This is a genomic window from Streptomyces poonensis (assembly GCF_014650915.1).
GTDB lineage: Bacteria > Actinomycetota > Actinomycetes > Streptomycetales > Streptomycetaceae > Streptomyces > Streptomyces poonensis.
In genome coordinates this window covers 1-21,171 of record NZ_BMVW01000033.1, presented here as the reverse complement: position 1 = coordinate 21,171, position 21,171 = coordinate 1, and the positions used below count along the sequence as shown (strand labels likewise).

At 68.9% G+C, this 21,171-nt stretch carries 12 protein-coding genes and 1 pseudogene; 8 read left to right on the top strand and 5 right to left on the bottom strand.

Going from position 1 to position 21,171, the window contains the following annotated elements; genetic code table 11:
• The first annotated feature begins 140 nt into the window (after nucleotides 1–140).
• The 4 genes and pseudogenes from IE242_RS37110 to IE242_RS37100 all read left to right on the top strand — a co-directional run bounded on the left by IE242_RS37110 (nucleotide 141) and on the right by IE242_RS37100 (nucleotide 4,387).
• Nucleotides 141–1,535: a HEPN domain-containing protein gene (locus tag IE242_RS37110; RefSeq protein WP_189867474.1), complete on the top strand. Its 1,395-nt coding sequence runs from the start codon at nucleotides 141–143 to the stop codon at nucleotides 1,533–1,535.
• Nucleotides 1,536–1,912: 377 nt separating this feature from the next.
• Nucleotides 1,913–1,987, top strand: a pseudogene (locus IE242_RS38755) (DUF6207 family protein); the annotation flags it as partial.
• A 152-nt stretch (nucleotides 1,988–2,139) separates the two neighbouring features.
• Nucleotides 2,140–3,363, top strand: a complete 1,224-nt coding sequence (locus tag IE242_RS37105; protein ID WP_189867472.1) for a hypothetical protein — start codon at nucleotides 2,140–2,142, stop codon at nucleotides 3,361–3,363.
• A gap of 106 nt (nucleotides 3,364–3,469) precedes the next feature.
• Nucleotides 3,470–4,387 (top strand): hypothetical protein, encoded by a 918-nt coding sequence (locus IE242_RS37100; protein WP_189867470.1) that lies wholly within the window; start codon nucleotides 3,470–3,472, stop codon nucleotides 4,385–4,387.
• 66 nt (nucleotides 4,388–4,453) lie between these two features.
• Here the strand turns inward: IE242_RS37100 and IE242_RS37095 are convergent, their stop codons facing one another.
• The 3 genes from IE242_RS37095 to IE242_RS37085 form a co-directional block, all read right to left on the bottom strand.
• Complete coding sequence (locus IE242_RS37095) at nucleotides 4,454–5,422, bottom strand: hypothetical protein (RefSeq protein WP_229860000.1); 969 nt, start codon at nucleotides 5,420–5,422, stop codon at nucleotides 4,454–4,456.
• Between the two features lie 193 nt (nucleotides 5,423–5,615).
• Complete coding sequence (locus IE242_RS37090) at nucleotides 5,616–6,884, bottom strand: hypothetical protein (RefSeq protein ID WP_189867468.1); 1,269 nt, start codon at nucleotides 6,882–6,884, stop codon at nucleotides 5,616–5,618.
• A 612-nt stretch (nucleotides 6,885–7,496) separates the two neighbouring features.
• A complete protein-coding gene (locus tag IE242_RS37085) occupies nucleotides 7,497–8,357 on the bottom strand; it encodes a hypothetical protein (RefSeq protein ID WP_229859999.1) in 861 nt (286 codons plus the stop codon).
• Between the two features lie 405 nt (nucleotides 8,358–8,762).
• On the opposite strand from IE242_RS37085, the gene IE242_RS37080 reads away from it, so the two are divergent.
• From IE242_RS37080 to IE242_RS37065, 4 genes are all read left to right on the top strand, one after another.
• Nucleotides 8,763–9,743 carry a DUF6192 family protein gene (locus tag IE242_RS37080; RefSeq protein ID WP_189867466.1) on the top strand — a complete coding sequence of 327 codons (981 nt, stop codon included), beginning with the start codon at nucleotides 8,763–8,765 and terminating at the stop codon, nucleotides 9,741–9,743.
• Nucleotides 9,740–10,183 carry a hypothetical protein gene (locus IE242_RS37075; RefSeq protein ID WP_189867464.1) on the top strand — a complete coding sequence of 148 codons (444 nt, stop codon included), beginning with the start codon at nucleotides 9,740–9,742 and terminating at the stop codon, nucleotides 10,181–10,183. Before IE242_RS37080 ends, IE242_RS37075 begins: the two co-directional genes overlap by 4 nt.
• 414 nt (nucleotides 10,184–10,597) lie before the next feature.
• A complete protein-coding gene (locus tag IE242_RS37070) occupies nucleotides 10,598–11,992 on the top strand; it encodes a hypothetical protein (RefSeq protein WP_189867462.1) in 1,395 nt (464 codons plus the stop codon).
• A 507-nt stretch (nucleotides 11,993–12,499) separates the two neighbouring features.
• A complete protein-coding gene (locus IE242_RS37065) occupies nucleotides 12,500–17,677 on the top strand; it encodes an NACHT domain-containing protein (RefSeq protein ID WP_189867460.1) in 5,178 nt (1,725 codons plus the stop codon).
• A 93-nt stretch (nucleotides 17,678–17,770) separates the two neighbouring features.
• Here the strand turns inward: IE242_RS37065 and IE242_RS37060 are convergent, their stop codons facing one another.
• Together IE242_RS37060 and IE242_RS37055 are read right to left on the bottom strand one after the other, a co-directional pair.
• A complete protein-coding gene (locus IE242_RS37060; protein WP_189867458.1) occupies nucleotides 17,771–18,361 on the bottom strand; it encodes a hypothetical protein in 591 nt (196 codons plus the stop codon).
• A 158-nt stretch (nucleotides 18,362–18,519) separates the two neighbouring features.
• The gene (locus IE242_RS37055) at nucleotides 18,520–20,769 is read right to left on the bottom strand and encodes a hypothetical protein (protein ID WP_189867455.1); all 2,250 of its coding nucleotides are present in this window, start codon (nucleotides 20,767–20,769) and stop codon (nucleotides 18,520–18,522) included.
• Nucleotides 20,770–21,171: the final 402 nt, after the last annotated feature.

Below are 21,171 nucleotides of genomic sequence, written 5' to 3'. Positions count from 1 at the left end.
CGCATGTCGCCGCATGAGTCGCTTGCCTGCGAGGTGAACTGTGCGGGGCAGAGACGGCCGCCCCGGGCCGAGTGCCGTGGCTGTTGGCAATTCCCGAGCCCGAGCCCGAGCCGGTGATGGGTGCGCTAGTTTCGTGCCGCATGGAAGACCCCTCTCCGCTGCGACAGGCCGTCCTCACCTGGCTCGAGCAGGCACGCAACCTGCCCTCCATACCTCAGGCCATCACCGACGCGGCGCTCGCGACGCAGCCGGAATGGGAGGCCCTGAGCAACGCGGTGGTCCGGGCGGCACCGATGCCGGACCACCGTGACCTGTACGGCAAGTACACCGGTGACTGGCTGCCCCGGTGGCACGCACTCCTGGGCGCATCGGGCCTGGGCGACGCGACCCGTCTGATCGCCCAGGGGACGACGGTGCCCGTGGAGGACATCGCGGACAGCTTCGTCGCCTACTGCGCGGCCCCCGCGCCGGCCGCCGAGGACTGGCTGCTGCTGACCGGCGACCTTCCCGAAGGAACACGCATCCCCCTGGGCTGCTACACCCTGCAGACCTTCACCGCCGACGAACTGAAGCAGCTGGGCCCCATGCCTGCCCTCCACGGCTTCCAGCCGGGCGGGCTCGACCTCGATCTCCTGGTCGGCGCACCGTTCATCCACGCCCCGAACCCCGACCGCACGCCGGACCGCAGAGGCACCCACTGGTTCGACTTCCCCGGTCCCCGGCCGGAAATCCGGCACTGGAGGGCACTGCTGCCGCTCATCCTGTGGAGCGAGGACCTGCTGCACGTCGACGCCGTGTTCAACGTCGAACGCGGCCGGTGCTTCGACCTCAACCAGGACCACGTGCCCACCACCCTCCGCACCTACCCGGACCGCTCCGGGCATCCGGAGGAAGTCGAAGAACGCGAGACCGGCAGCTTCTACGCCACCCGGGCCGACCTTCCGCGGATGCAGGCCTTCTGCTCCGCAGTGACAGCAAAGATCGATGCCGTCATGGACGGCGCCACCAGCGGCCTGCCCCGGAAGCGCGCCCGGCGCCTGGAGCGGGCCGCCCGGCATCTGCTGCAGGCCTACCAGCGCACCCACCAGGACTACGGCGTGTGGGAGCAGGAAGCCGACGAGCTGCACCTGGACTACGTCATTGCGCTGGAAGCCCTCATGGCCAGCCCCAAGGACAAGCACGAGGGCATCAGCAAGAAAATCCGGACCCGCACAGCAGCCCTGTTCCCCACCCCGGCCCTGCGCGAGCGCGTCGAGGACAGGGTGCAGAAGGCCTACAGCGCACGCTCCAAATACGTACACGGAGACCTGCTCATCGACCAAGAGGAGACCAAGAAGCTGGCCGAACTGCGCGAACTCAGACTGCTCGTGCGGCAGGCCGTCCTGCGCTGGCTCATCCTCACCCCCCACGACACCGAAGACCTCGCACCCCGTCTTGACGCCGTAGCCGATTGCACCAGCTGCGCCCGCGCCATCGACGAGCCCCTGCGCGCCTTCTTCCGAGAAACGCCGCCGCAGGACGACATCCCGGCCTGAGCGCGCGAAGAGGCCACTCGCTGCCACGCGGCCGGGCCCACCCCGTGACCTCCCTGGCGGCGGTCGTGTCGTCCAGGGAGACCATCGCCGTCGGCCCGGAGACGCCCGCCGGGCAGCTGGCCTTTCACTCGTTCGAACGGACGATGACGGTTTCCCGCCGCTCTCTGGCGACGGCGGCAACTGCGCGGCCCCGGTCGCTCGGGTGCTGTGCCGGTGGACCTGGCTTCCTATGCAGGTACGGCTTGGGCGGCGGCGGACGGCGGCCGGGCTGATGGGTGGTGGGGTGCCGAGGGCAGGTCGCGGCGGGCCGGTGCGGCGGATCTTGACTTCCAGGGCGTAGAGGGTGCCGTGTCGGTCGCGCCGAGAAGGGGTCCCATATCGCGAAGCCGGGGCTGGTCGTGGTCGACGTGGCGGCCGCGGACGAAGGTTCCGCTTTCGCCGCCCAGGCGGTGCTCGCCGCGGAGCCGGCGCCTCCTGATGAGCGGGCGACTGGTGCCGATGTGGTGGCTGGCTTCGACCGACGAAGCTCTGGGAACAGCGCAGTTGGCGGCGTCGGCACACGGGATTCGTGGGGGATGTCAGTGCCCCTCCGTACGATCCTGTTGTGTCCTATCAATCGGCTCGTGATCTTCCTTCGTTCCGTGAAGCGGAACAGGCGCTGGCGGTCTTGCGCTTCCTCCCCTCGGCAAGGGCGAAGGCCATCAAGCAGCAGATGCTCAGGCTCCAGCACCAGGTCGATGCCTTCTACGACCTGCTCAGCGAGAAGAACTGGATACTCCACGACCACCTGTCGCTGACGGTGGTGGAGGCCATCCTCGCCGAGGCCCATCAGGACGCGGACCGTGCCGAGGCCATGCTGATCGACCATTACCACGACAGAGACCGGCTGTCGTTCATGATCCGTCTCATGAGGAAGCTGCCCGCGATGCGCCGCAGGCTTGCTTTGATCGACAAGGCGCAGGAGGACTACTTCGCCGGCCGCTACTACGCCTGCGTTCATGTGCTGCTGAGTGTCATGGACGGCTTTGTCAATGAGGTCGAATCCGTACGCCGGGGGCTGCACGCTCGAGAAGCGAAGGACCTGCATACCTGGGACAGCGTCGTCGGCCACCACCGAGGCCTTGCCCACGCCCACAAGACCTTCGCCAAAGGCTGCAGCGCCACCCAGGAAGAACCTGTCCACGAGCTTTATCGCAACGGCATCGTGCACGGCAGCATCCTCAACTACGACAACATCATCGTGGCGACCAAGGCATGGAATCGGCTGTTCGCCGTCGCCGACTGGGCTTCCGCGCGAGAGAAGGAGCAGCAGCACAGTACCGCCGAGCCCTTCTCCTGGTCGGCGCTGGCCGGACAGTTCAAGGACGCGGCTGCCTCCGTCGTGGAACAGGGGAAGATCAAAGACATTGAGAAGCAGTGGACGCCGCGTGAGCACCTGCCGGGAAGCGCTGATTTCGCCGGCCACCCCGCCCGTGAGCGCACTGAAAGCCTGCTGACCTGGTGGAGGGACGGCAACTACGGCTCCTTGAGCGACCTCATCACGCAAGAGGTGCACACCAAGCACGGCAAGGCCGTACGCAGCAAGGTCCGTCGGGCCTACCAGGACCACCCTCTCACCACCTTTGACATCCTGGCCGTCAGGCATGACATGCCCGCCGCCTGCACCGTCACAGCGCGACTGCACCGCGTCGACAGCTCGCAGACCACGGTGTCCATGCGATGGATCAGAGAAGACGAGCAGGCTCAGCCCAAGCCGGAGCCGTGGCCGGGAGAATGGCGGCTATGGACATGGGAGCCCCTGCACCTCTTCGCTCGCGCCAGCGACTGACGGGCTCGCGACTCGACCCTGCTTCGGGACCGGCAGCACATGCCACAACCGTGGTGTGCGCAGAATTCGCGCGCGGCCAGCCGCACTGCGGCCTACCGTTTGGGCTGTGACGACAGATGCATGGCAGGTACTGAGCCGATCCTTGCAGACGCTCCGCGAGGAATTCGACAACACTTACGACCGGTACAACGGCCTCGCGGCGCCCGGCTCGCCCGGAGCTGTGGAACTTCGTGAGGACCGTGTCTTGGCGGGGGAGTGGGGCGCCCGGCCGGTGCATGACGCGCATTTGGCCGCCGTATCACCGGTCATGGCCGTCATGGATCACCTCGACAGCCTCGGCCTGCTGTTCACTTCGCCCGGCGGTCTGATGACATCGCACACGGTTGCCCGGGGCGCGCTCGACATCGCAACCAAGCCCTGGTTCCTCCTGGAACCAGGTATCGACACCCGCGAGCGAGTCCGTCGCTACATGAACTACAGACTGGAAAGCCTGAAGGAGCAGTCACTCATGGTCGGAGACCACGGGACTGCGGCCGAGGTCCAGCGGCATCTGCGAGAACGCACTGAGGGAATCCTGCGCGCAGCCAGGCACCACGGGTTCTCTGTCAAGGGGAAGATCGCGGATAAGGTCAGACCCTGCTACCTGGGCCCGCACCAGGCGCCCAGTACCACGAAACTGGCTGGCCAGATAGTGGTCCCGGGCGGCAGCCCGCTGGGCGCTCTGCTGTGGCGTGCGACCTCGGCCGTAGCGCACGGACAGGCTCACGGATTGCTGATGTTCCATGCGGACGCGCCGGAAGCCCCGGGTACCGGACCCGACGACCACTTCGTGTACCGACAACTGCAGTTCAGCCCTCAAGAGGCCGCTCAACGCTGTGCGGGTGCTCCGCTGGCCACCCTGTCGATGCTGCGCCGCTTGTACGCTCACTGCGGTTGGCCAGCCGCCGGCCTCGAGAGAGTCGGCAAGGATCTTGCTCGGGCTTGGCTGCATATCAGTGGTATGGCACAAGCAACTGTCGCCTGACCCCCTGCAACCGCACCGCTGACGCTGCTGACATGCCTGTCCAAAGGCGGCTCAACGCGCATGGTGCTACTTGCCGCGGAGCTCGTCGATCCGATGCTGCTCCCACCAGTCCAAGATCATTTCGAGGCGCCTGACGGACGGTTCGATACGGCTCAGGGACCGGTCCAGGTTGATGAATGGATCCAGCAGGCCGGTGAGTGACGACGTCTTGGACCGCAATCCCTCCGCCTGCCTCGTCCAGGACGGCAGCTGCCTGGACACGTCAGCGAGACCGGTCAGCATGCGGGCTATCTCATCGTCCGGCAGTGAGGGGTCAGCTTCCCAGGAGTCGTTGATGCCCAGCAGTTGCTGCGCGACGGCCACGGCGGCGACAACTGCCGCCACGCGCTTGACCGCATGGTCGCGGAACCGGCGGGCCATCGCCTTGAGATCGACATCGACGCCCTCGACGAGCCGGCCCCGCAGCTGGTGAGGCGTCACGACGGGAGCCGGGTCCGATGACGCCATCGTCCACGCGATGGGCTTGTGCCGGGCGAGGAGGTCGTCTGCCAGCACCCTGTAGGCCAGAACGAGATCCGCGATCAGATCCGGCTCCAGCGTGTCCCGGTGATAGGCCGCGTTGCGGTACTGGTGCAGCCGGTTGAGCACGGTGCGTTCCTGGTCGGTCAGCACGCCTCTCTGCCGCAGGAATTTGGTCTTCTCGTCCAGGTGGTTGTCCATGGCCTTACGGCGATCCGGCCCTATATGCGTGTCGACCAGCTGGTTCAGTTCCTCGGGGAGCTGTCCGCCGCTGTCGCTGAACTCGCGCATCTCCGCGATGACGCTGTCGGCGATGCGGAAGGCCAGCTGGGCGTTGACCTCGCGGCTGATCACCACCTCCACCAGGTGGTCAAGGAGGATGAGAGCGAGCCGGTCGTGTGCCTGATCACCTGCCTCGGCGCATCGCCGGATCTCGGCTATCTCAACCGCCAGCCAGTTCCACTGCTCGGCCTGCTGAATGGTCTCGCGGTCGAAGTCGGACGCGAAGGGCTGCATGGGAGGCATGGCATCAGCCTTCCACTGCCTGGCCAGCAGGCCACCGCCGGGCCCGCGCAGCCATACTCCCCGGGCGCAGGTGACCGGCTACCACGGCAGGCTGGCAAAGCCGCCAGCCTCCGGGCCGTCGCGCAGCATCCGGTCCTTTCCGAGGGAATCGCCAGGGCACAAGAGCGGCAACGTCGGAAGAACGTCACTCGACAGGGCTGGCAAGCTCCTCGGTCAAGGCACGGAGCACTTCCAGGCTTTCTGCCGCCTGATCCATGCGTTCAGTGATTGTGCTGCTGGCTTGCGTGAGCTGCAACAAGCGTTCGTCCAGCTTCTTCTCCGCGAGGGCCTGAACCGCGGCGTCGATGCCTCCCACGACAGGCGGGAGCAGCGCGCCACCGACAGTGGCGACGATGTTCTTGGGCATCGGAATCGGAATCGTGACCGGGACTCCAGGAAGGCGAGCCGTGATTACTTTCAATCCTGCGCCTCTGATGAGGGACTGTGACACATGCGGCACCCACGCCCTGCGATGTACGGTCCCGAACCGAGCACGGATACTCTCGTCAAGTTGGCCCAGTCGGCCACATGCGTGCTTGAGCTGAGCACGGAACTTGGCAGTGGACGCGGTGATGAGCTGGGCCTGCGTCCTGGCGACGTCACACTTCCCCTCATGGAACTCGAGGGCGACCTGGGCGAGTCCGAACTGGACCGAAGCCGCATAGAGCTTCCCCAACAGATCGAGGTGCAACATCACCTCCTGCACAGCGCCCGTGCTCAGGCTCTTCTCTGCCTTCCGTGAGGATTCGTGCTGCTTGGCGTCCTCCAACTTCGCGACCGCATCGTTGAGATGGCGCATGCACTTGTGCCTCGCCTCACCCAGGCGGTCCCTGATGATCGGGACATCGCCTTCCTTGACGCCGTCCCTGCCGTGAAGACGGAGCCGCGCGACCAGATCTTCGACCTGCTCGACAGCATGCTCGACAGCACCGGTCTGGCCGGACTGCAGGTACTCGTATATCGCGTCTACTCGCTGCCGGATGGCTTCGATATTCCGGGCCATCTCGGCAGTCTGAGCCTGGGCCGCGATGGCACCCAGGATGGCAATCCCACCCGACACGGCAGCCAAACCCGTGACGGGACGGATGCGCATCACACGTGCGAACCGGCCCTGATCGGTGCGGAGATTGGCCTGGATCCAGCCTCCCCCCTCAGTGACCTTCTTGAAGGTCGACCACATTGCGCGAGAGGTCGGGTCGAGCTCGACCAGACAGCCGGTCAGACGCCGAGCCTCGATGAAGGCCCGGGTTGCCGGGTCCAGTGTCCGCACAAGAGAGGCGAGTTCGTGCTGGTTGATGTCGGCCATCCAGCGACCCCAGGTTGGACGCTCCGTCTCGGACGGAACACCGATCACGATTGCTTGATCGTCCGTTACACGGACAACGATCTCTTCGGGCTCATCGCTCGGCGCCACTGCGCTCAGCTCCCTCGAATTGGGACCGACATCGGCCGATCCTAGGTCGATGCACATGGGAGAGACCAATCGATGGTGTCCGTCAGCGGTGCTGATTCCCAAGTGCCGTTGAGGACGAGGGCGGCGTAGGCGATGGCACCGATCCGGCTGAGGCTGAGGATGACGCGCTGAAGGAAGCGCCAGCGCCGCTCGCGCTCGGCTGCGGCGCGTTCGCCAACAGCCTGGACGCCTCTGATCAGGTCATGTGTGCTGCGTGTAGGAGACTCACAGCGGGAAGCCGTCCGGGGCGGTCAGGGACTGCACGTCTGCGCTGCGTGTCGCGTGCTTCTGGCTGTGCCACCGGTCGTTGCCCTTGAAGCGGACACCGGCGGGACGGTCATCCCATGGCCGCGTACAGGTCCGGTGCCTGGTCTGCAAGGACACCGATTCCCTCATGCAGGCAGCGGTAGTCGGCGGCCTGGGAGACGCTGGCATCGCGGGGCGACGCGACGGACCCAAGCTGCTGGGCGATGACGTCCGCGGCTGGAGTACCGGCCTACCGGGAAGCGGTCCCGACGGGTCCGCGGCCTGGTTCTGCGCAGCGGGCCACGACAGTGGATATGCGCCCGGTGCTCAGACGGGGATGCTGATCCAGGTGTCGCCGGTGCGGTATCGCAGGGCTGCGTCGCGTCCTTGTCCGCAGTGCAGGACGACGCGGCCGGGGACGGTCAGGCAGTGCCGGCTTGTCGCGGCCCAGGTGCCGTCGAGGAGTTCGGCGCGGGTGAGGGTGAGGGAGGGCTGCTCGTGGTCGCGGGCGGTCAGCAGGGCCCGAGCGCCGTGGACGGCGAAGCCGTCGGGCTCGGGAACCGGGCTGAGGTAGTGGACGGTCTCGCCCGTGGAGGGAGTGATGCGGGTCAGGTAGGTCTCGCGTCCGCGGGTGCCGGCCTTCCATACCAGCCATACGTCGTCACCGTCCGTTGCGGCGGTGCAGCCCTGGAGCGCGGGGGCGGGTTTCTCCTTGGCGGCCGTCCAGACCGACCGGCCCTGGGCGTCCCAGGCGGCGAGCCCGGTCCCGGACTCGGGGTGTCCGCTGAAGATGCCTTCGTCGCCGTGGGCGGTCCATATGCGGTCCTGGCGGTCGGAGACGAGGGCGGCGATGTCGTCACCGATGCAGAACTGCCTCTCCGGAGTACCGGCACGGCAGTAGAGCACCGCGTTGGGCTCCCAGATGCCGACCGGCTGGACGCGACGGGTCCTGCCGGACGCCAGGACGAACCGGCCGTCAGCCATGAGCGCCAGCTGGCTGCTGAAGGCCGGGACCTCTTCCAGCGGCGTGCGCCGCACCTCCCGCCCGATAACGGTGATCACCTCGGCGGGGCACGGGGCGGGCACGGTCCAGCCGACCCACCCCTTGATGTAGTCGACATGCCGAAGATGCCTCTCGTGCACCACCAGGACCGCGAGCTCCCCGGCCGGCCCAGTGCACCAAGCCAAGGCACGCCGCCCTTGTTTGGCCTCATCCGCAGGCCACTCCCAGACGTGAGAGAAGACGCCGTCGGCGGGCTCGTTCATAACCTCGGAATGCATCGGGGCAGTCGCCTTTGAGACTCCGGGGGCCGTCGCCGTCCGAAGAGAGCAACGCTAACGGGCCATAAGTCCACGGAGCAAGGACGAGCGACAACCTGCCCCGCAGACAACTTCTGCAGCAACACTCCGACGTCCTCCTTGAGACCTCGCGAGTGGCTATGGGGTGGAAGCTGCACAGCGTCACTTTCCGATGGCCCGCACGGAGCACACAGCAAGGCGACGAGACTGGCGCCGTGTCATAAACAGCGGGATGCTGACCGAAAGGAAGGAACTGCCAGGACTGCCGACACGCGGCAGATCGCCGCCTGGGGCGTGGGGGTAGATCCGGGCCCGCACGATACGGAGCCCGACGTGAGCAAGTTGGAAGTCCCCCGGAGCTACACCCATGAGCAGTGGCAGGAGTACGTCAAACGGGGGCGGCGCATCATGCGCTCCAAGAGCGCCAGCAACTTCGAGCTCGGCGACCTCCTCAACGAAATCATCGACGCCGGCCCCATCGGCCACGGAGAAGTCACAGACCTCCTTACCCTGTTCGCCGCACAGATTCGCTCAAGCCACAGCAGCTTGAGGAAATACCGAACCGTGGCGAGGGCCTGGCCGACGGAGCAGCGCCGCGCGGATGTCCCATGGAGCGTTCACCGCGCGCTGGCGGCGGTACCGGACCGGTTCAGCCTGATCCGTGAGGAACCCTCCGACGAACTCGACCCGGCCGGCCGCGGCCACTGGACCCATGACGCCGGACTGCGGGCGCGTGACTCGATGCCGCACACCCCGCACACCCCCGGGGAGCGGATCGGGCAGGCCAAGCGGCTGCTGAGGGTCACAGAGGAGGCGGCGGAGGCGCTGCAGCAGCTTGCCGAGCGCACCGAGGTGATCGGCAAGGCCATGGAAAACCCGGCTTTCCGGCAGACAGTCCGGGACGCCCAGCGAGACGTACATCTCAGGCTCGAGGCAGAAAGGGGCAGGCAGGACCCGCCGGAAGGCTCCGTACCTGCACCTCGGTCCGAGGACCCGCTGCCCGGATCTACGGTGGAGCACCGGAAGACCCCCACCGCGGTCCTGCGGATCCTGGGCCAGTGCACCAGCTTCTGTGTCGGCATGCAGAACGCCGTCATCGCGATCCAGGAGGAACTGCTCACCACCGAGCACCACGCGGCGGTCCTGGAAAGCCTGGGGAAGGTGCGTGCGGTGTGCGACTGGTGCGAACAAGCGGTGACCACCGGCCGGACCGACGTGGACGAAGCCCTCATCCGTCTGATGGACGAAGAGCAGGACGGGGGCGGCCTGCCGTGAACCACCCGCGCCGCTCACCGGCCGATCTGGGCCTGCAGCTCTGGGACCTGGTGAAGGACACCGGCGAGGACGGCATGCCGCACACCACGGCCCTGCAGCACATGAGTCCCCACCAGTTCCAGGTCGCCAAGGTCTGGGACCGCGACGAGATGTGCCCCATCGCCGGCGAATGCTTCCTCTACGCCCTGGGCCGCTACTTCGTCACCACTGACCCGCGGCTGTCCGTACTGGCACTCGCCCGTGAACTCGGCCTGTTCCACCACAAGGCGGTGCGCCTGCACGGCAGTACTATCGAGCCACTGCCGGACACCGAGCGGACGACGGCGCAGCTGCAGGTCGTCCACGCCGCGCTCAGTGACGTCATCAATGCCACCGCCCCGCTGCGCAAGGCCGGACTGTCCGTGGACCTGGCCGCCCGGCTCCACACCCCCAACACGTAGCTCGCGCCTGATGACGTACGGTGCGGCACCGCTTGACGACGTCGACGGACCGGCCCGTGCGCGTCGGGCCGAGGGCTGTTCCCGACGGGGGAGAGGATCCTGGCGGCGGGCACAGCCTGGCCCGCATGATCGCAAGGGGTGCGCCCGGCTCGGGCCTGCGAGGTACCGGCGGCTGCTGAGCCGGGTGTGCGCTTCTGCCCGAACAGAGCAGCGGAGCGGGGCAGACGGGGTACGGTGGTGACCAGTCAGATCCGGGCCGCCGTCCGCAACGGTGGCACCAGTCGGCTCCATCACCTTCCCTCGTGCCGTCCGGGGATGCGCTTGTACCGCGTCCACCAGCGGAGCGCCTCTTTCTGCCTGCGCACACGCCACGGTTGAGGCTGTGCGCTGCACACGTCCTGTGGAGACTTCGCCATGACTGCATCGCCCCGCACTGCCCGGGCCGTCGACTTCCTGTGCGAGCACACCCAAAGCAAAAGCCGAGTGATGGCACTGCTCGATCACGACCATGGGCCGCGCTCGCTGACCGCCGTCTTGACCTGCAAGAAACCCGATCACGCCTACGAGGCCGTCGACATCCTGCGTCGTGTCCTGGCCAGGCGCGACATCGCGTGTGTCGAAGACGAGCTGCGCGTGTTGACCACCGTGATGCCCGACGCCCCTGCTGGCTCGCTGCGCCAGGCCGTCACGCACGCGGCGACCGGTATCTGGCCGATCAGCCCCGGAACCCTGTACGAAATCGTCCAGCCGGACAATTCCGGCTCCGGCAGCGAAGCGGAGATAGCGGACGTGTCGTCCGTGGCAGCCGGCCATCCGCGCCTTAACGACCTGCCGGGTAAGACGGTGCGGATCGCCCGCCTGCACGAGTTCCACATCACCGACGAGGACGCCGTGCTCCGGGCCGCCATGGACCGCGGATGGGAGCCCCTGCCGGCCTCGGAACTCGCAGACGACGACCCAGGCGACCTCGTCGGCGCGGTCATGACACTCACCGACGACATCGACCTCCCCGGCGCCCAGACCCTGGAGGACCAGAGCGTCGCCGAACTTCTCAGTCCGGACGACGGTGACGAACTCGCCGACTGGAGTGCCTCCCCGATCACGATCCGGTTCCATCACGGATGGCGCCTGCACTACGCACGCAGCCGCCCCGCAGCCGAGGCACGAACCCCGAACTACGCGGCGCTGTTCCCGCTGCAGGAGTGCACTTGCGCCGGCGAACCGGACGAGGACTGCCCCGCCTGCGGATGGCAGCTGACTCCGCGTACCGCGGACCTGCTGAGCACGGCGCTGTCCATCCTGGCCGACCAGGCCTTTGACGACGCCGAGCGGCTGGGAGATCAGTACCTGCCGGATGCCCAGTCCACCGGCTGGGAAGTCTTCGACCGCCTTCCCCCGCTGACCTACATCGCCGACCACCGCTGGCGTCGGCGCATGGCCCGGGCCTTCGACGACCTCGCGGATGACCTGGCCAAGGGCTGGTGGCCCGACCCCACCTGCACGGCCGAGGAGATGGCTCTGCACCTGGCCATCGAGGACGCCCCCACCTACCTTCGGGACCGGCCCGCAGACGATCAGCACCACTCATTGCCCCAGCACGAGGACGACTACACCTGGGACAGCTGTTCTGCGCTCCTCTTCCAGGACCACGACGTTTTGATGCTCTTCAACAAGTCCCTGACCGGCATCGAAGATCCCGACAGCCCGGCGAACCAGCGGCTCGGAATGGGCGACCTCCGCCTGGACAACTGGTTCGAGCCCTTCGACAACAGTGCGGCCCGTGACCCGCGGCGAGGCTTCCGCCGCTGAGGAGAAGGCCAGCGCGCCGCCAGACGGCCGAGGAAGGCGGTGGGGCCGGGCAGGCGGCGCGGTCATGAGTGAGGGGATGCGGGGAGCGCAAGTCCCGAATCCTTGGAACAAGGCTCATTCGCGGCGCACGGGAGTGGGAGCCGATTGCGATAACCACGTTCGGCCGCAGCGTGGGCAGACCACCATGGCCGCCCGCCTGTCGGCTGGTGGGCGGCCATGGTGCCTTCGGTCCGGGGCAACGGGCGAGGCGGCCAGGGGTGCGGTTTCCGGTGAGTGCCTGGCAGCCTGCGCGCCAACGTGCAGGCGGGTCGCCTGTGTTGCGCGGAAGCACGGTGAAACCAACGTGAATCGTGCACGCGGGCAAGGCCGGTGTCCTCCTCGTGCTCCGTGTGGAGGGCGCGTGCGAGGATGGGCGCTGTGGGGGAGAAGAGGGGCGGGGTGAGACGGTCGTCGGGGGAGGTGCCCACGCGCCTGCGGGTCCCGCCGTCCGGCGCTGTGGCCCCGCCAGTGGTCACGAAGGCCGAGTACCTGCCGCTGGGCGAGCTGTCCTGGTCGGACGTGGAGCGGCTGCTTCTGCGGCTTGCCGAGCGTGACGGCCTGGCCGAATATGCCGGGCTGTACGGCACTGCGGGGCAGGGGCAGGAGGGCATCGACCTGGTGGTCCGCCTGGCCCGGGAACCGGACGCGCCGAAGGATTCGGCCCGACGCTATGCGACCCTGCAGTCCAAGCACGTCAAGACGCTGACCCCCGCGAGGATCACCGCTGCGGTCGACAAGTTCCTGGCCGGTTCCTGGGCGGGGCGCTCGGAGTCCTTTATCTACGCCACGACGCACGATCTGCGGCCCACGGAGCTCGCCGAGGAAGTCAACCGGCAGGCGGACCGGCTGGAGGACTTGGGGATCCGGCTGGTGGCCTGGGGACGCGAAGCGATCAGTGAGCGGCTGCGGCGGCTGCCCGAGACGGTCGATGACTTCTTCGGGCGGCCCTGGGTGGAGGCGTTCTGCGGCCCGGAAGCCGCGCAGGCCCTGGCGGGGCGTCTGCCCGGCCAGGATGTGGCCCGGCTGCGCGCCGGTCTGCGCGGCCTGTACCGGACGGCCTTCGCTCTGCAGGACACCGGAGCGGTGCTGCTGAGCCCGGCTGCGGCCACGCAGCCGCCCGCGCCTTTGGCGTTTGTCACCCTGGACGTCACCGACGGCGGCAGCGACGTGCTGAGCGACCACCGGGCGGGCACCGGCAGCAGGCGGGAGCGTGCACACGGCGGCCCTGCCCCCGATTCCGACGGGACAGACGAGGACACCGCGCCGGCGACGGACCGCAGGGAAGGGCAGCCGTCCTGGCGCGAGCTGGACGGTGTGCCGCCGGTGGACCGCACACTCCAGCTCCACCGGGTCCAGGACGACCTGGGTGGTTCGGACGTTGCCCGCACGGCCTGCGATGCATGGCTGGCCGGCGGTGATCTGTCGGTGGTTGCCGGGGGACCGGGGGCGGGCAAGTCGAGCCTGCTGCGGTTCGTGGTGGCCGACCTGCTCGACGAGGCGCCCAGCTCCGCCGCCCTGGCCGCGCGGTTCGGCGCGCACCTGCCGGTGTGGATGCCGTTTTCCTTCCTGTGTGAGCACCTGAAGGAGAACACCGAGCGGTCGATCGAATCCGCCGCCCGGGCATGGCTCACCCGTTACTCCGCCCAGCACCTGCACCAGCTTGTCGCCCGGGCCCTGGCCGACGACCGCCTGCTGCTGGTCGTCGACGGCCTGGACGAATGGACCGACGAGGACAGCGCCCGGCCCGCGCTGACCCTGCTGGAGAACTTCGTCCGCAGCCGGAAAGTCGCGGCCGTCGTCTCCAGCCGCCCCTACGCGCTGCGCCGGCTGGTGCCGGTGGCGGGCTGGCGGGTGGGACACCTGGCACCGCTGTCGGCCGACCAGCAGCAGCACATGGCGCAGGCCGCCTTCACCGCCCGCCTGCAAGCCGTGCAGGCACCGGACCGGGACGAGACGCACCTGGCGGGCGAGACAGCCGCCCGTTTCCGGCAGGAGCTCGATGCCGTAGCCGATCTGCGGGCACTCGCCACCGTGCCGCTGTTCTTGCTGATGCTGGCCGGGATGTGGTCGAGCGGCCCTCTGCCCACGCGACGGATGGAAGCCTACCGCCGGCTGGTCGACGTGCTGCTGGAACAGCATCCTGCCATCCGCCGGCGTGACATACGCCTGCCCCACAGAGAACTGGACGCCCGGGAGATCCGCCAGGTCCTGGCAGCCGCCGCCTATGCGCTGCGCCAGGCCGATGCGGGGCCGGTGGCCAGCACACGCCAGTGGCGCGAAACACTGATCCGAGCACTGCAGGACGACACCCTCTTCGGCTACGACGAGCAGACCGCCCGCCGCCTGGCGTCCCAGATCATGGAAACGGCCGAAGGCGAGCTCGGCGTCCTCATTCCGCAAGGCGCCGCAACCCTCGGCTTCGCCCACCGCGCCGTCGCCGAGCAACTGGCCGCCGAACATCTGGTGGCCCAGCCCCTGGCCGAGCAGAAAGACATCGTCCGCACCCGGGCGGACAGCCGCGCGTGGCGGGACGTACTGCTGGCACTGCTGGCCGGACAGGGACGCCCGAACGAGGTCACCGACCTGCTGGAGGCCGCCATCACCACGGGCCCGGATGCCTCCGTGTCGCAGATGGGCGGCTACGAACTGGCCGCAGATGCCCTGGCGGCCGGCATCCGCATGCCGCCCCGGGATGTCGCCCGCTTCGCCCAGTTGCTCTGCGACCGCATCGAGGACCACCCCTGGTTGCCCCACCGGGGCCGGCTGCTCGCCTCCCTCACCGGCGCCCTGGCCGAGACAACAGCACGCCGCATCCTGCTGCCCTGGTTCACCCGCAAGACCACACAAGTCACCGACGCACCCGATGCTTACTGGTCCCTGCGCCATACGGACATCGCCGCACCTGCAGCAGAAACCATCCTGCTGCGGGCGCTGCGCAACCCCTCCGACCAGATCAGGCACGCCGCGGCCCAGGCCCTCGCCGAGCGCTTCGACGGCACCGACCACTCGGCACACACGCTGGGCCGTCTGGCCCGCGAAGGCAGCGACGCCCGTATCCAGGCTGCCGCGCTCGAAGCACTGGTCACCGGATGGCCCCAACACCCCACAACGGCCGACCTCATCTCCTGGGGCAGGCGCCAGGGGACGACCGGCATCCGTTCCGTGGCGCTGCACGCGTACCGCGTCATGCAGCGCGAAACCGCCTCCACCACCGAGCCCGCTTTCGACGACAGCGACCGCCAGTGGCTGCTGAGCCTGCTCGAGCACGACAGCTGGCGAGACTCCTGGGACCAGAAGACCGCGGAACTGGTCAGCGAAGCAGCACAGGACGACACCACCGTGCGGGACTTCTGCCTCGCTGTCCTGTCGGGCACGCCCGGCAGACCCGGCGCGCCGGGCTCCCGCAGCCTTGCCTGGTGGGTCCTGCTCACCGCCTTCCCGCAGGACCCGCACGTCATCCAGTGGGCAGCCGACATGATCGGCTCCGACGAGTACCTGCCCTACAGCCTGGAGCTTGCACCGGACACCTGGGCGCGCGAGCCCGCCATCCGCAACGCCGCGCAGACCCGACTGTTACGGGAGACCGACACCACCCACATAACAGGCGAGCTGTCCCATCTGGTGCGCCTCGCCACTACCAGCCAGGTCCGTGACCTCCTGATCACTGGCCTCGACGCCGCCTTCGGCACAGCGGCAGCGGCCCATGCCCTGATCGACCACTACAGCACCGACCCGACCGCCCGCGACGCCCTGCTGCGCAAGATCAACGCCCCCGCGGATGAAGCCGTAACCTTCGCCGACCTCGTCGCGGACCTGCTGGGGCCGGCGGACGGCATGGAACGCCTCATCCAGCTGATCGGCCAGCGCCCTCGGCGACACCTCCCTCACGCGATCTCCGCCCTCGCCCGCCTGTGGATCAACTGCAAGGACGCCGCCCGCGGCAAGCCGTCGCCTGTCCAGCCCGACCAGGCCGCAGACGTCCTGAAGCGCCACACCGCGCACGGTCTTGCCCGCCTGTGCCTCGACGCGGTACCGGCCGAGGACTTCGGTACAGCCCGCGGCTGGATCATCGGCGCATGGCCCGAAGTTCCCGAGGTCCTGGCCTATGCCCGGCAGTGCCTAACGGGGTCCGCGCCCGAGGCCGGCGCGGTGCTCCTCGGCTACGGTCCGCTGTCCGGCCCGGACGCTGCCCAGATTGTCACCGAAGCGACGGCGCTGCTCTCCCCCCTCGACCCCGCCTTGCGTGTCTTGATTGCCCAGCAACTCACCCGGCGCGGCATCGACGCGGCAGTGGTGGCCGACCTGCTGCAGGACTGGCGCCATGACACCTCCGGTCCGGTGCGGCGAGCCGCAGCGACGGCGCTGGCCCGCGCGCTTGCCCCCACCCCCGCCCCGGTGCCCGATGCCGAGACAGCGCGGCCGTCCCACGCCACCACGACCCACCTCACACGCCGGCAACAGGCCCTGCAGCGGCTGCAGGCCGAGTGCCGGCAGGAGCTTGTCTCCTACGACCTCGACACCGGTGACGATCGCCGCCGCACCGCCTGGGTGATTGCGCTCCTGCTGGGTGATCTCACTTCCCTCGCCGACGCCGTCGAACGCGACGGCAGCCCGGCCGCGGCCGAATTCGACGATCCGCTAGCCGACCACGATCCTCAGCTGGCTGACCTGATCGCCACTCACTGGGCACCGCTGCAGCACCACTGCGACGGCAAACTGCCAGAGCGCCTGGCCGGGCGGGTGCGCGGCCGCAAGCGGGGGTTCGCCAAGGTGTGGTCCCGTCTGGCGCCCGTGGCCTCCCGCCATCCCCACCTCCACCGCGCCCTGACCGAGGCCGTGGACAACGACCCCGAACTCTTGCGCGATCCGCGAGTCTTCACCTGGTACGCAGACAGCAATCCGACCGACCCGCAACTGCTGCCCCTGGCAGTCCAGGCCGTTCCCGCAAACGATGCCTGGCCGATCCTGCACCTGTGGGGCAGGCAGCACCTGTCCGACAGGCTCAGGACGGCGCTGAGGAAGGAGCTGACCCGCGACACTCCGTCCGGACCGCGCCTGCTGGCTGACGAAGACATCGAAGCAGCCATCACGGGATGGCGTCGTATCGCCCTGGCCCGCCTGCTCCCGGACGACCCTTACGCCCACAGCCTCTTCCGCCAGCTACACCAGCACCTCGCCAACGAACGGCGCTCGATGTGGAGCTGGCCCGAGGCGATCGAGGTGTCCGTCGGCCTCGCCCCGCCAGCCCACGTGCCCCACCTCATCTGCAGACTCGCAGACCGGCTGCAGCGCTGCGGCTTCACCGCCGGCGGGCGCAACCTTCTTGAGGCCGCTGTTCACCGTCTCCGCCGGGATCCCGAAGCCGAAGAAGCCGTCATCGCAGCCGTGATCTGTCCCGGCATCCCCGAGGCCGACTTCCCCGCCTGGCGCCTGCAGGGCCGGACCGTGAGTCCCGCTCCCAGTGTCGGAGCTCACCAGCAGCTTCTTCTCGCCGGCGTTCTCGCCACCGCTACCCATCTGCCCGCTGCCGTCGCAACAGCCTTGGCCCCTCTCGCCAACAGCGACGCTGTGCTACACGACAACCCCCTCATGACCCCCCGCCCGATCAGCCTCGCCGTTCTCGACCTTCTCGACGCAACGCGCTAGCAACAGCCGACCCACCATGCTCACCGGCTTCGACAGCAGCCCCAACGGCAGAGACCGCACCGCCTACGCCGCGGGCACCGGGACTTCACTTCGCTAACGGTGTTCAGACGACAGCAAAGCAGCCGCCCCGTACTGGGCCAGAGCCTCCCGGGCTGCTGTGATCATGCGGTCCAAGCGCTGCTTCAGCTCCACCACTTCCGGCGGAAGAGGGATCTCTTCGCCTGCAGCGGCGAACTCGTCCAGGATGCCGCTCTCCACGAGGGAAGCGATGCGAGCGTGCGTGGCGGAGAGCAGATCCATGACGCTCTCGGCCGCCTCGACGACCGCCTCGGGACCCTCCAACGCCACCTGCGCCCGCACACGCTCCAGCCGCTCGCTGAGCTCCTCATCCTCCAGGACGAGGAGCAAACGGCCGTGACCGTCTCCAGGCCCGCTGCGCCACGCCTCAAACAGTTTGGTGCGCACGTGGTGCACCGTGGCGATGAAGTCACCGTAGACCCGCCGTCGCGGCTCCATGACCTGCAGCAGTTGAGCCGACTGCAGCTGGCCCGCCATAAGAACCTGCTGGCCCCGAATTTGCTCCCGCTGACTTCGGCGACTCCACCAGGCGCCCAACAGCGCTGGCACGCCGGCTAGCACTCCGCCTGCCACCGCGCCCACCACGCCGGCCCACTGTTCACTCATGCCGATCATCATCGCTCAGGGCCTGCGCACGCACCTGCTCCCCCTGTCGCGAGGAAGGCAGAGGATGGGAACGACCTTCCCTGCCTGCCGACCGGTCGTGTTCAGGCTGATCCGCACGCACAGCGCGCCGCCCCTCACGTGAGAATGCCCTTCGACCGCTACTCGGCCGAGGACCCCTGCAGTTCACGACGCAGCCGGTCCACGGCCCGTCGCCACTGACGAGCCTGCGAATGGTCGGGGAAGCAGGCCTGGGCGGTCCGTGCATCCAAATCGTCGAACTCCTCCAGCGCCGTGACCGTGGCGGAACCGTCGCCCGCCGACCGGTGCCAGACCGTGGCACGGACGCGCTGTGCGCAATCGTGCAGCTGATGCGCGGCCCGGTAATAGGCGACCTGCGCGGCGGTAAGGCGGCGCACGGCATACCCGCCGCACTTGCTGCACGGGTCAAAACCCTTGTTGCCCAGCAGCTCCTCAACGGTGACCATCTCGTCGTGGCGATCCACACCGGGCTGCGCACGCCGGTGCGCACAGCCGGGGGAGTGGGCCCGGCCCTGATAGCGGCCGGCCGCGTCCGTGGTGTACGCCTGCACGCGGGCCAGCATCCCCAGCGGCAAACCCGAACCGCGCCCGTCGCTGTCCGCTGCGGGCTCGAACGGCTCCAGATCCAGTTGCTCCATCGCCAGCAGGCCGTTCCACACCGCGGGCGCGAAGGGGCTGCGCGCCACTCCCCGGTCGTCATACCCGCCGTCCCCGAGATCGCGCAGGTCCGGCACGGAGCGGGCCAGCGCCAGCGACCGCAGCGCGTGGCCGACGTCCCGGCGCCCCTCACACAGCCGCACCAGGACTCTCTCGCCCTCCGCCATGCTCAGACTGCGGCCGAACGCTGGGTCGCGCGGGTCATACACCGGGGAAGCCCACACGCTGCTGCCCTCCGCCGCCTCCTCGGACACCGCCTGCTGGCGGGGCTCGATCAGCGCGCCGGGCAGGTCACTGGCGCCGGCGAGGAGGATGCCCTGCCAGCCCGCGGCGCAACGCTGTTCCAGCATGCTCAGCGCCACCACCTCCACGCCGGTCTCGAGGCCGAGCACCACATACAGCTGCTCCGCATCCCGCACCGTGCTGCGCAGGGCCCGCAGATGCTCCGCGGTGAGCAGGCGTCGGTGGCTGACCGGGGTGTCGTCGAATACTCCAGGTCCCAGCCCGCTGTCGTCGGCCTGGGACCGCACGGCGACCGCAGCCGGGGACGGCTCCGGACGCTGCTCGGCGTAGGAAAGCACGGACTGCTGCGACAACAGGCGGGTGGCCACCGGCTCTGGTACGCGCACCGTGACGGCCGGCTGCGCGGGCGGCGAACCGGCCGTGGTGATCATGTAGGAGGCGAGCACGCCCTGCTCCCACTCACTCAGCCGGTCCGGAAACGACTCGCGTGCTTTGCCCGCGGGCCGCACCGTGTCCGGAACGCGCGCGACCAGAACGCGTTCACCCTGGTCCCCGGGCGCGGCCGACCGCGCGGCCTGCTCCCACTCGGCCAGCAGTATCTGGGCCCGCTCCAGCAGCTGCTCCCGCCCCTTGCGCCGACTGCTCATCCCGCTCACCAAATGGTGGACGAGATAGTGCTGCTCCCGAGGAGGGTCCCAGCTGTCCGCGACGCGGCCGCGCCACCGCCGCCACAGGGACGTCAACTGCTCCGCCTGCTGGGGGGCGGTGCCCAGCGGGGCGAAGACCGGGTCACCGGCCGGGAGGGCCGGTGTCTGCTGAAGCGATACCGCTGCCGCCCCCACCAGCGACTCCCGCAGGACCAGGCGCGCGGCCTGGGCGCGCAGCCGCTCCAGATAGTCGATCTTGCGCTGGACTCTCGGTTCGGCCCAGGGCCGCAGCCACGGAAACAGCTCCAGGACCTGGTGCACGCGGTTCAGGCTGGCCAGCGCGCCACCCCATTCGGCGAACACAATCTTGCGCACGTGCCGGGCCTCCTGCAGCGCTTCGAAGGCCTCGTCCTCGGCGGCCTCCGCGCTGTCTTCGGCCGCGAGACCGTCCCCGCTGCCGGAAGGAGGCCGGCAGAGCACGGATGCCGCGTGCGCCACCTCCTCGTCGCTGCAGGTGTCCTCGTCCGCCTTGACATAGCGGTCCAGTTCGTACAGCAGGCCCAGGCCGGTCACCGCGCCCAGAAAAATGCTCAGGCCCGTCCCGGGCCGCGCCCAGGAGCCGTACGCCCCGCACGAGGGACACAGCCGGCCGACCACCGAGGCGTCCAGCCCTACCTCCCGCTGGGTGACGCGGGCGGTCCGCAGATAGGAGCACGAGCGCTTGGCATGCAGCCTCGCCTGCCTGCCCTGCGCCGACCACACGGTGACGGCGGCGCCCTCGAACGGACCGAGCGGGACCTCTGGTCCCAGTGCGTACGTCATACAACCTCCCCCAAGCGGCTCCGAGCCTAGCCGTCGGCACTGACACCGACGCGCCTGACGGCCCGGGGGCTGGCTGGTACCGCCGCATCGCGCCCTTGGCGACATACGGGGGTTGGCGATGCAGTGGGCCGCTCCCGCTGCACCTGGTGCCGGCTGCGGCGCCCAGCAACGGGCCGGGCGATGCCACTCGTTGACCGGATCCGTGCAACAGCCGTCCGGATAAGTAGCGCAACGGCGATGCCCGCGTTCCCGCCACCGGTCCGCGCCGGCCCTGCCCTACCGGCCCCCGAGGGCCAGGCGCTGCGGGCAGCGCCCGCGCATGGCCCAGGCCGCGGCCTGTGACAAATCCACGAAGGATCACTGCATGAGTGATGCGTTGAGCTGCTGATCTAGTGATCGTCG

Coding starts and splice junctions, on each gene's coding strand:
- IE242_RS37110 (WP_189867474.1), top strand. CDS start 141: ATGGAAGACCCCTCTCCGCTGCGACAGGCCGTCCTCACCTGGCTCGAG.
- IE242_RS37070 (WP_189867462.1), top strand. CDS start 10,598: ATGACTGCATCGCCCCGCACTGCCCGGGCCGTCGACTTCCTGTGCGAG.
- IE242_RS37060 (WP_189867458.1), bottom strand. CDS start 18,361: ATGAGTGAACAGTGGGCCGGCGTGGTGGGCGCGGTGGCAGGCGGAGTG.
- IE242_RS37095 (WP_229860000.1), bottom strand. CDS start 5,422: ATGCAGCCCTTCGCGTCCGACTTCGACCGCGAGACCATTCAGCAGGCC.
- IE242_RS37055 (WP_189867455.1), bottom strand. CDS start 20,769: ATGACGTACGCACTGGGACCAGAGGTCCCGCTCGGTCCGTTCGAGGGC.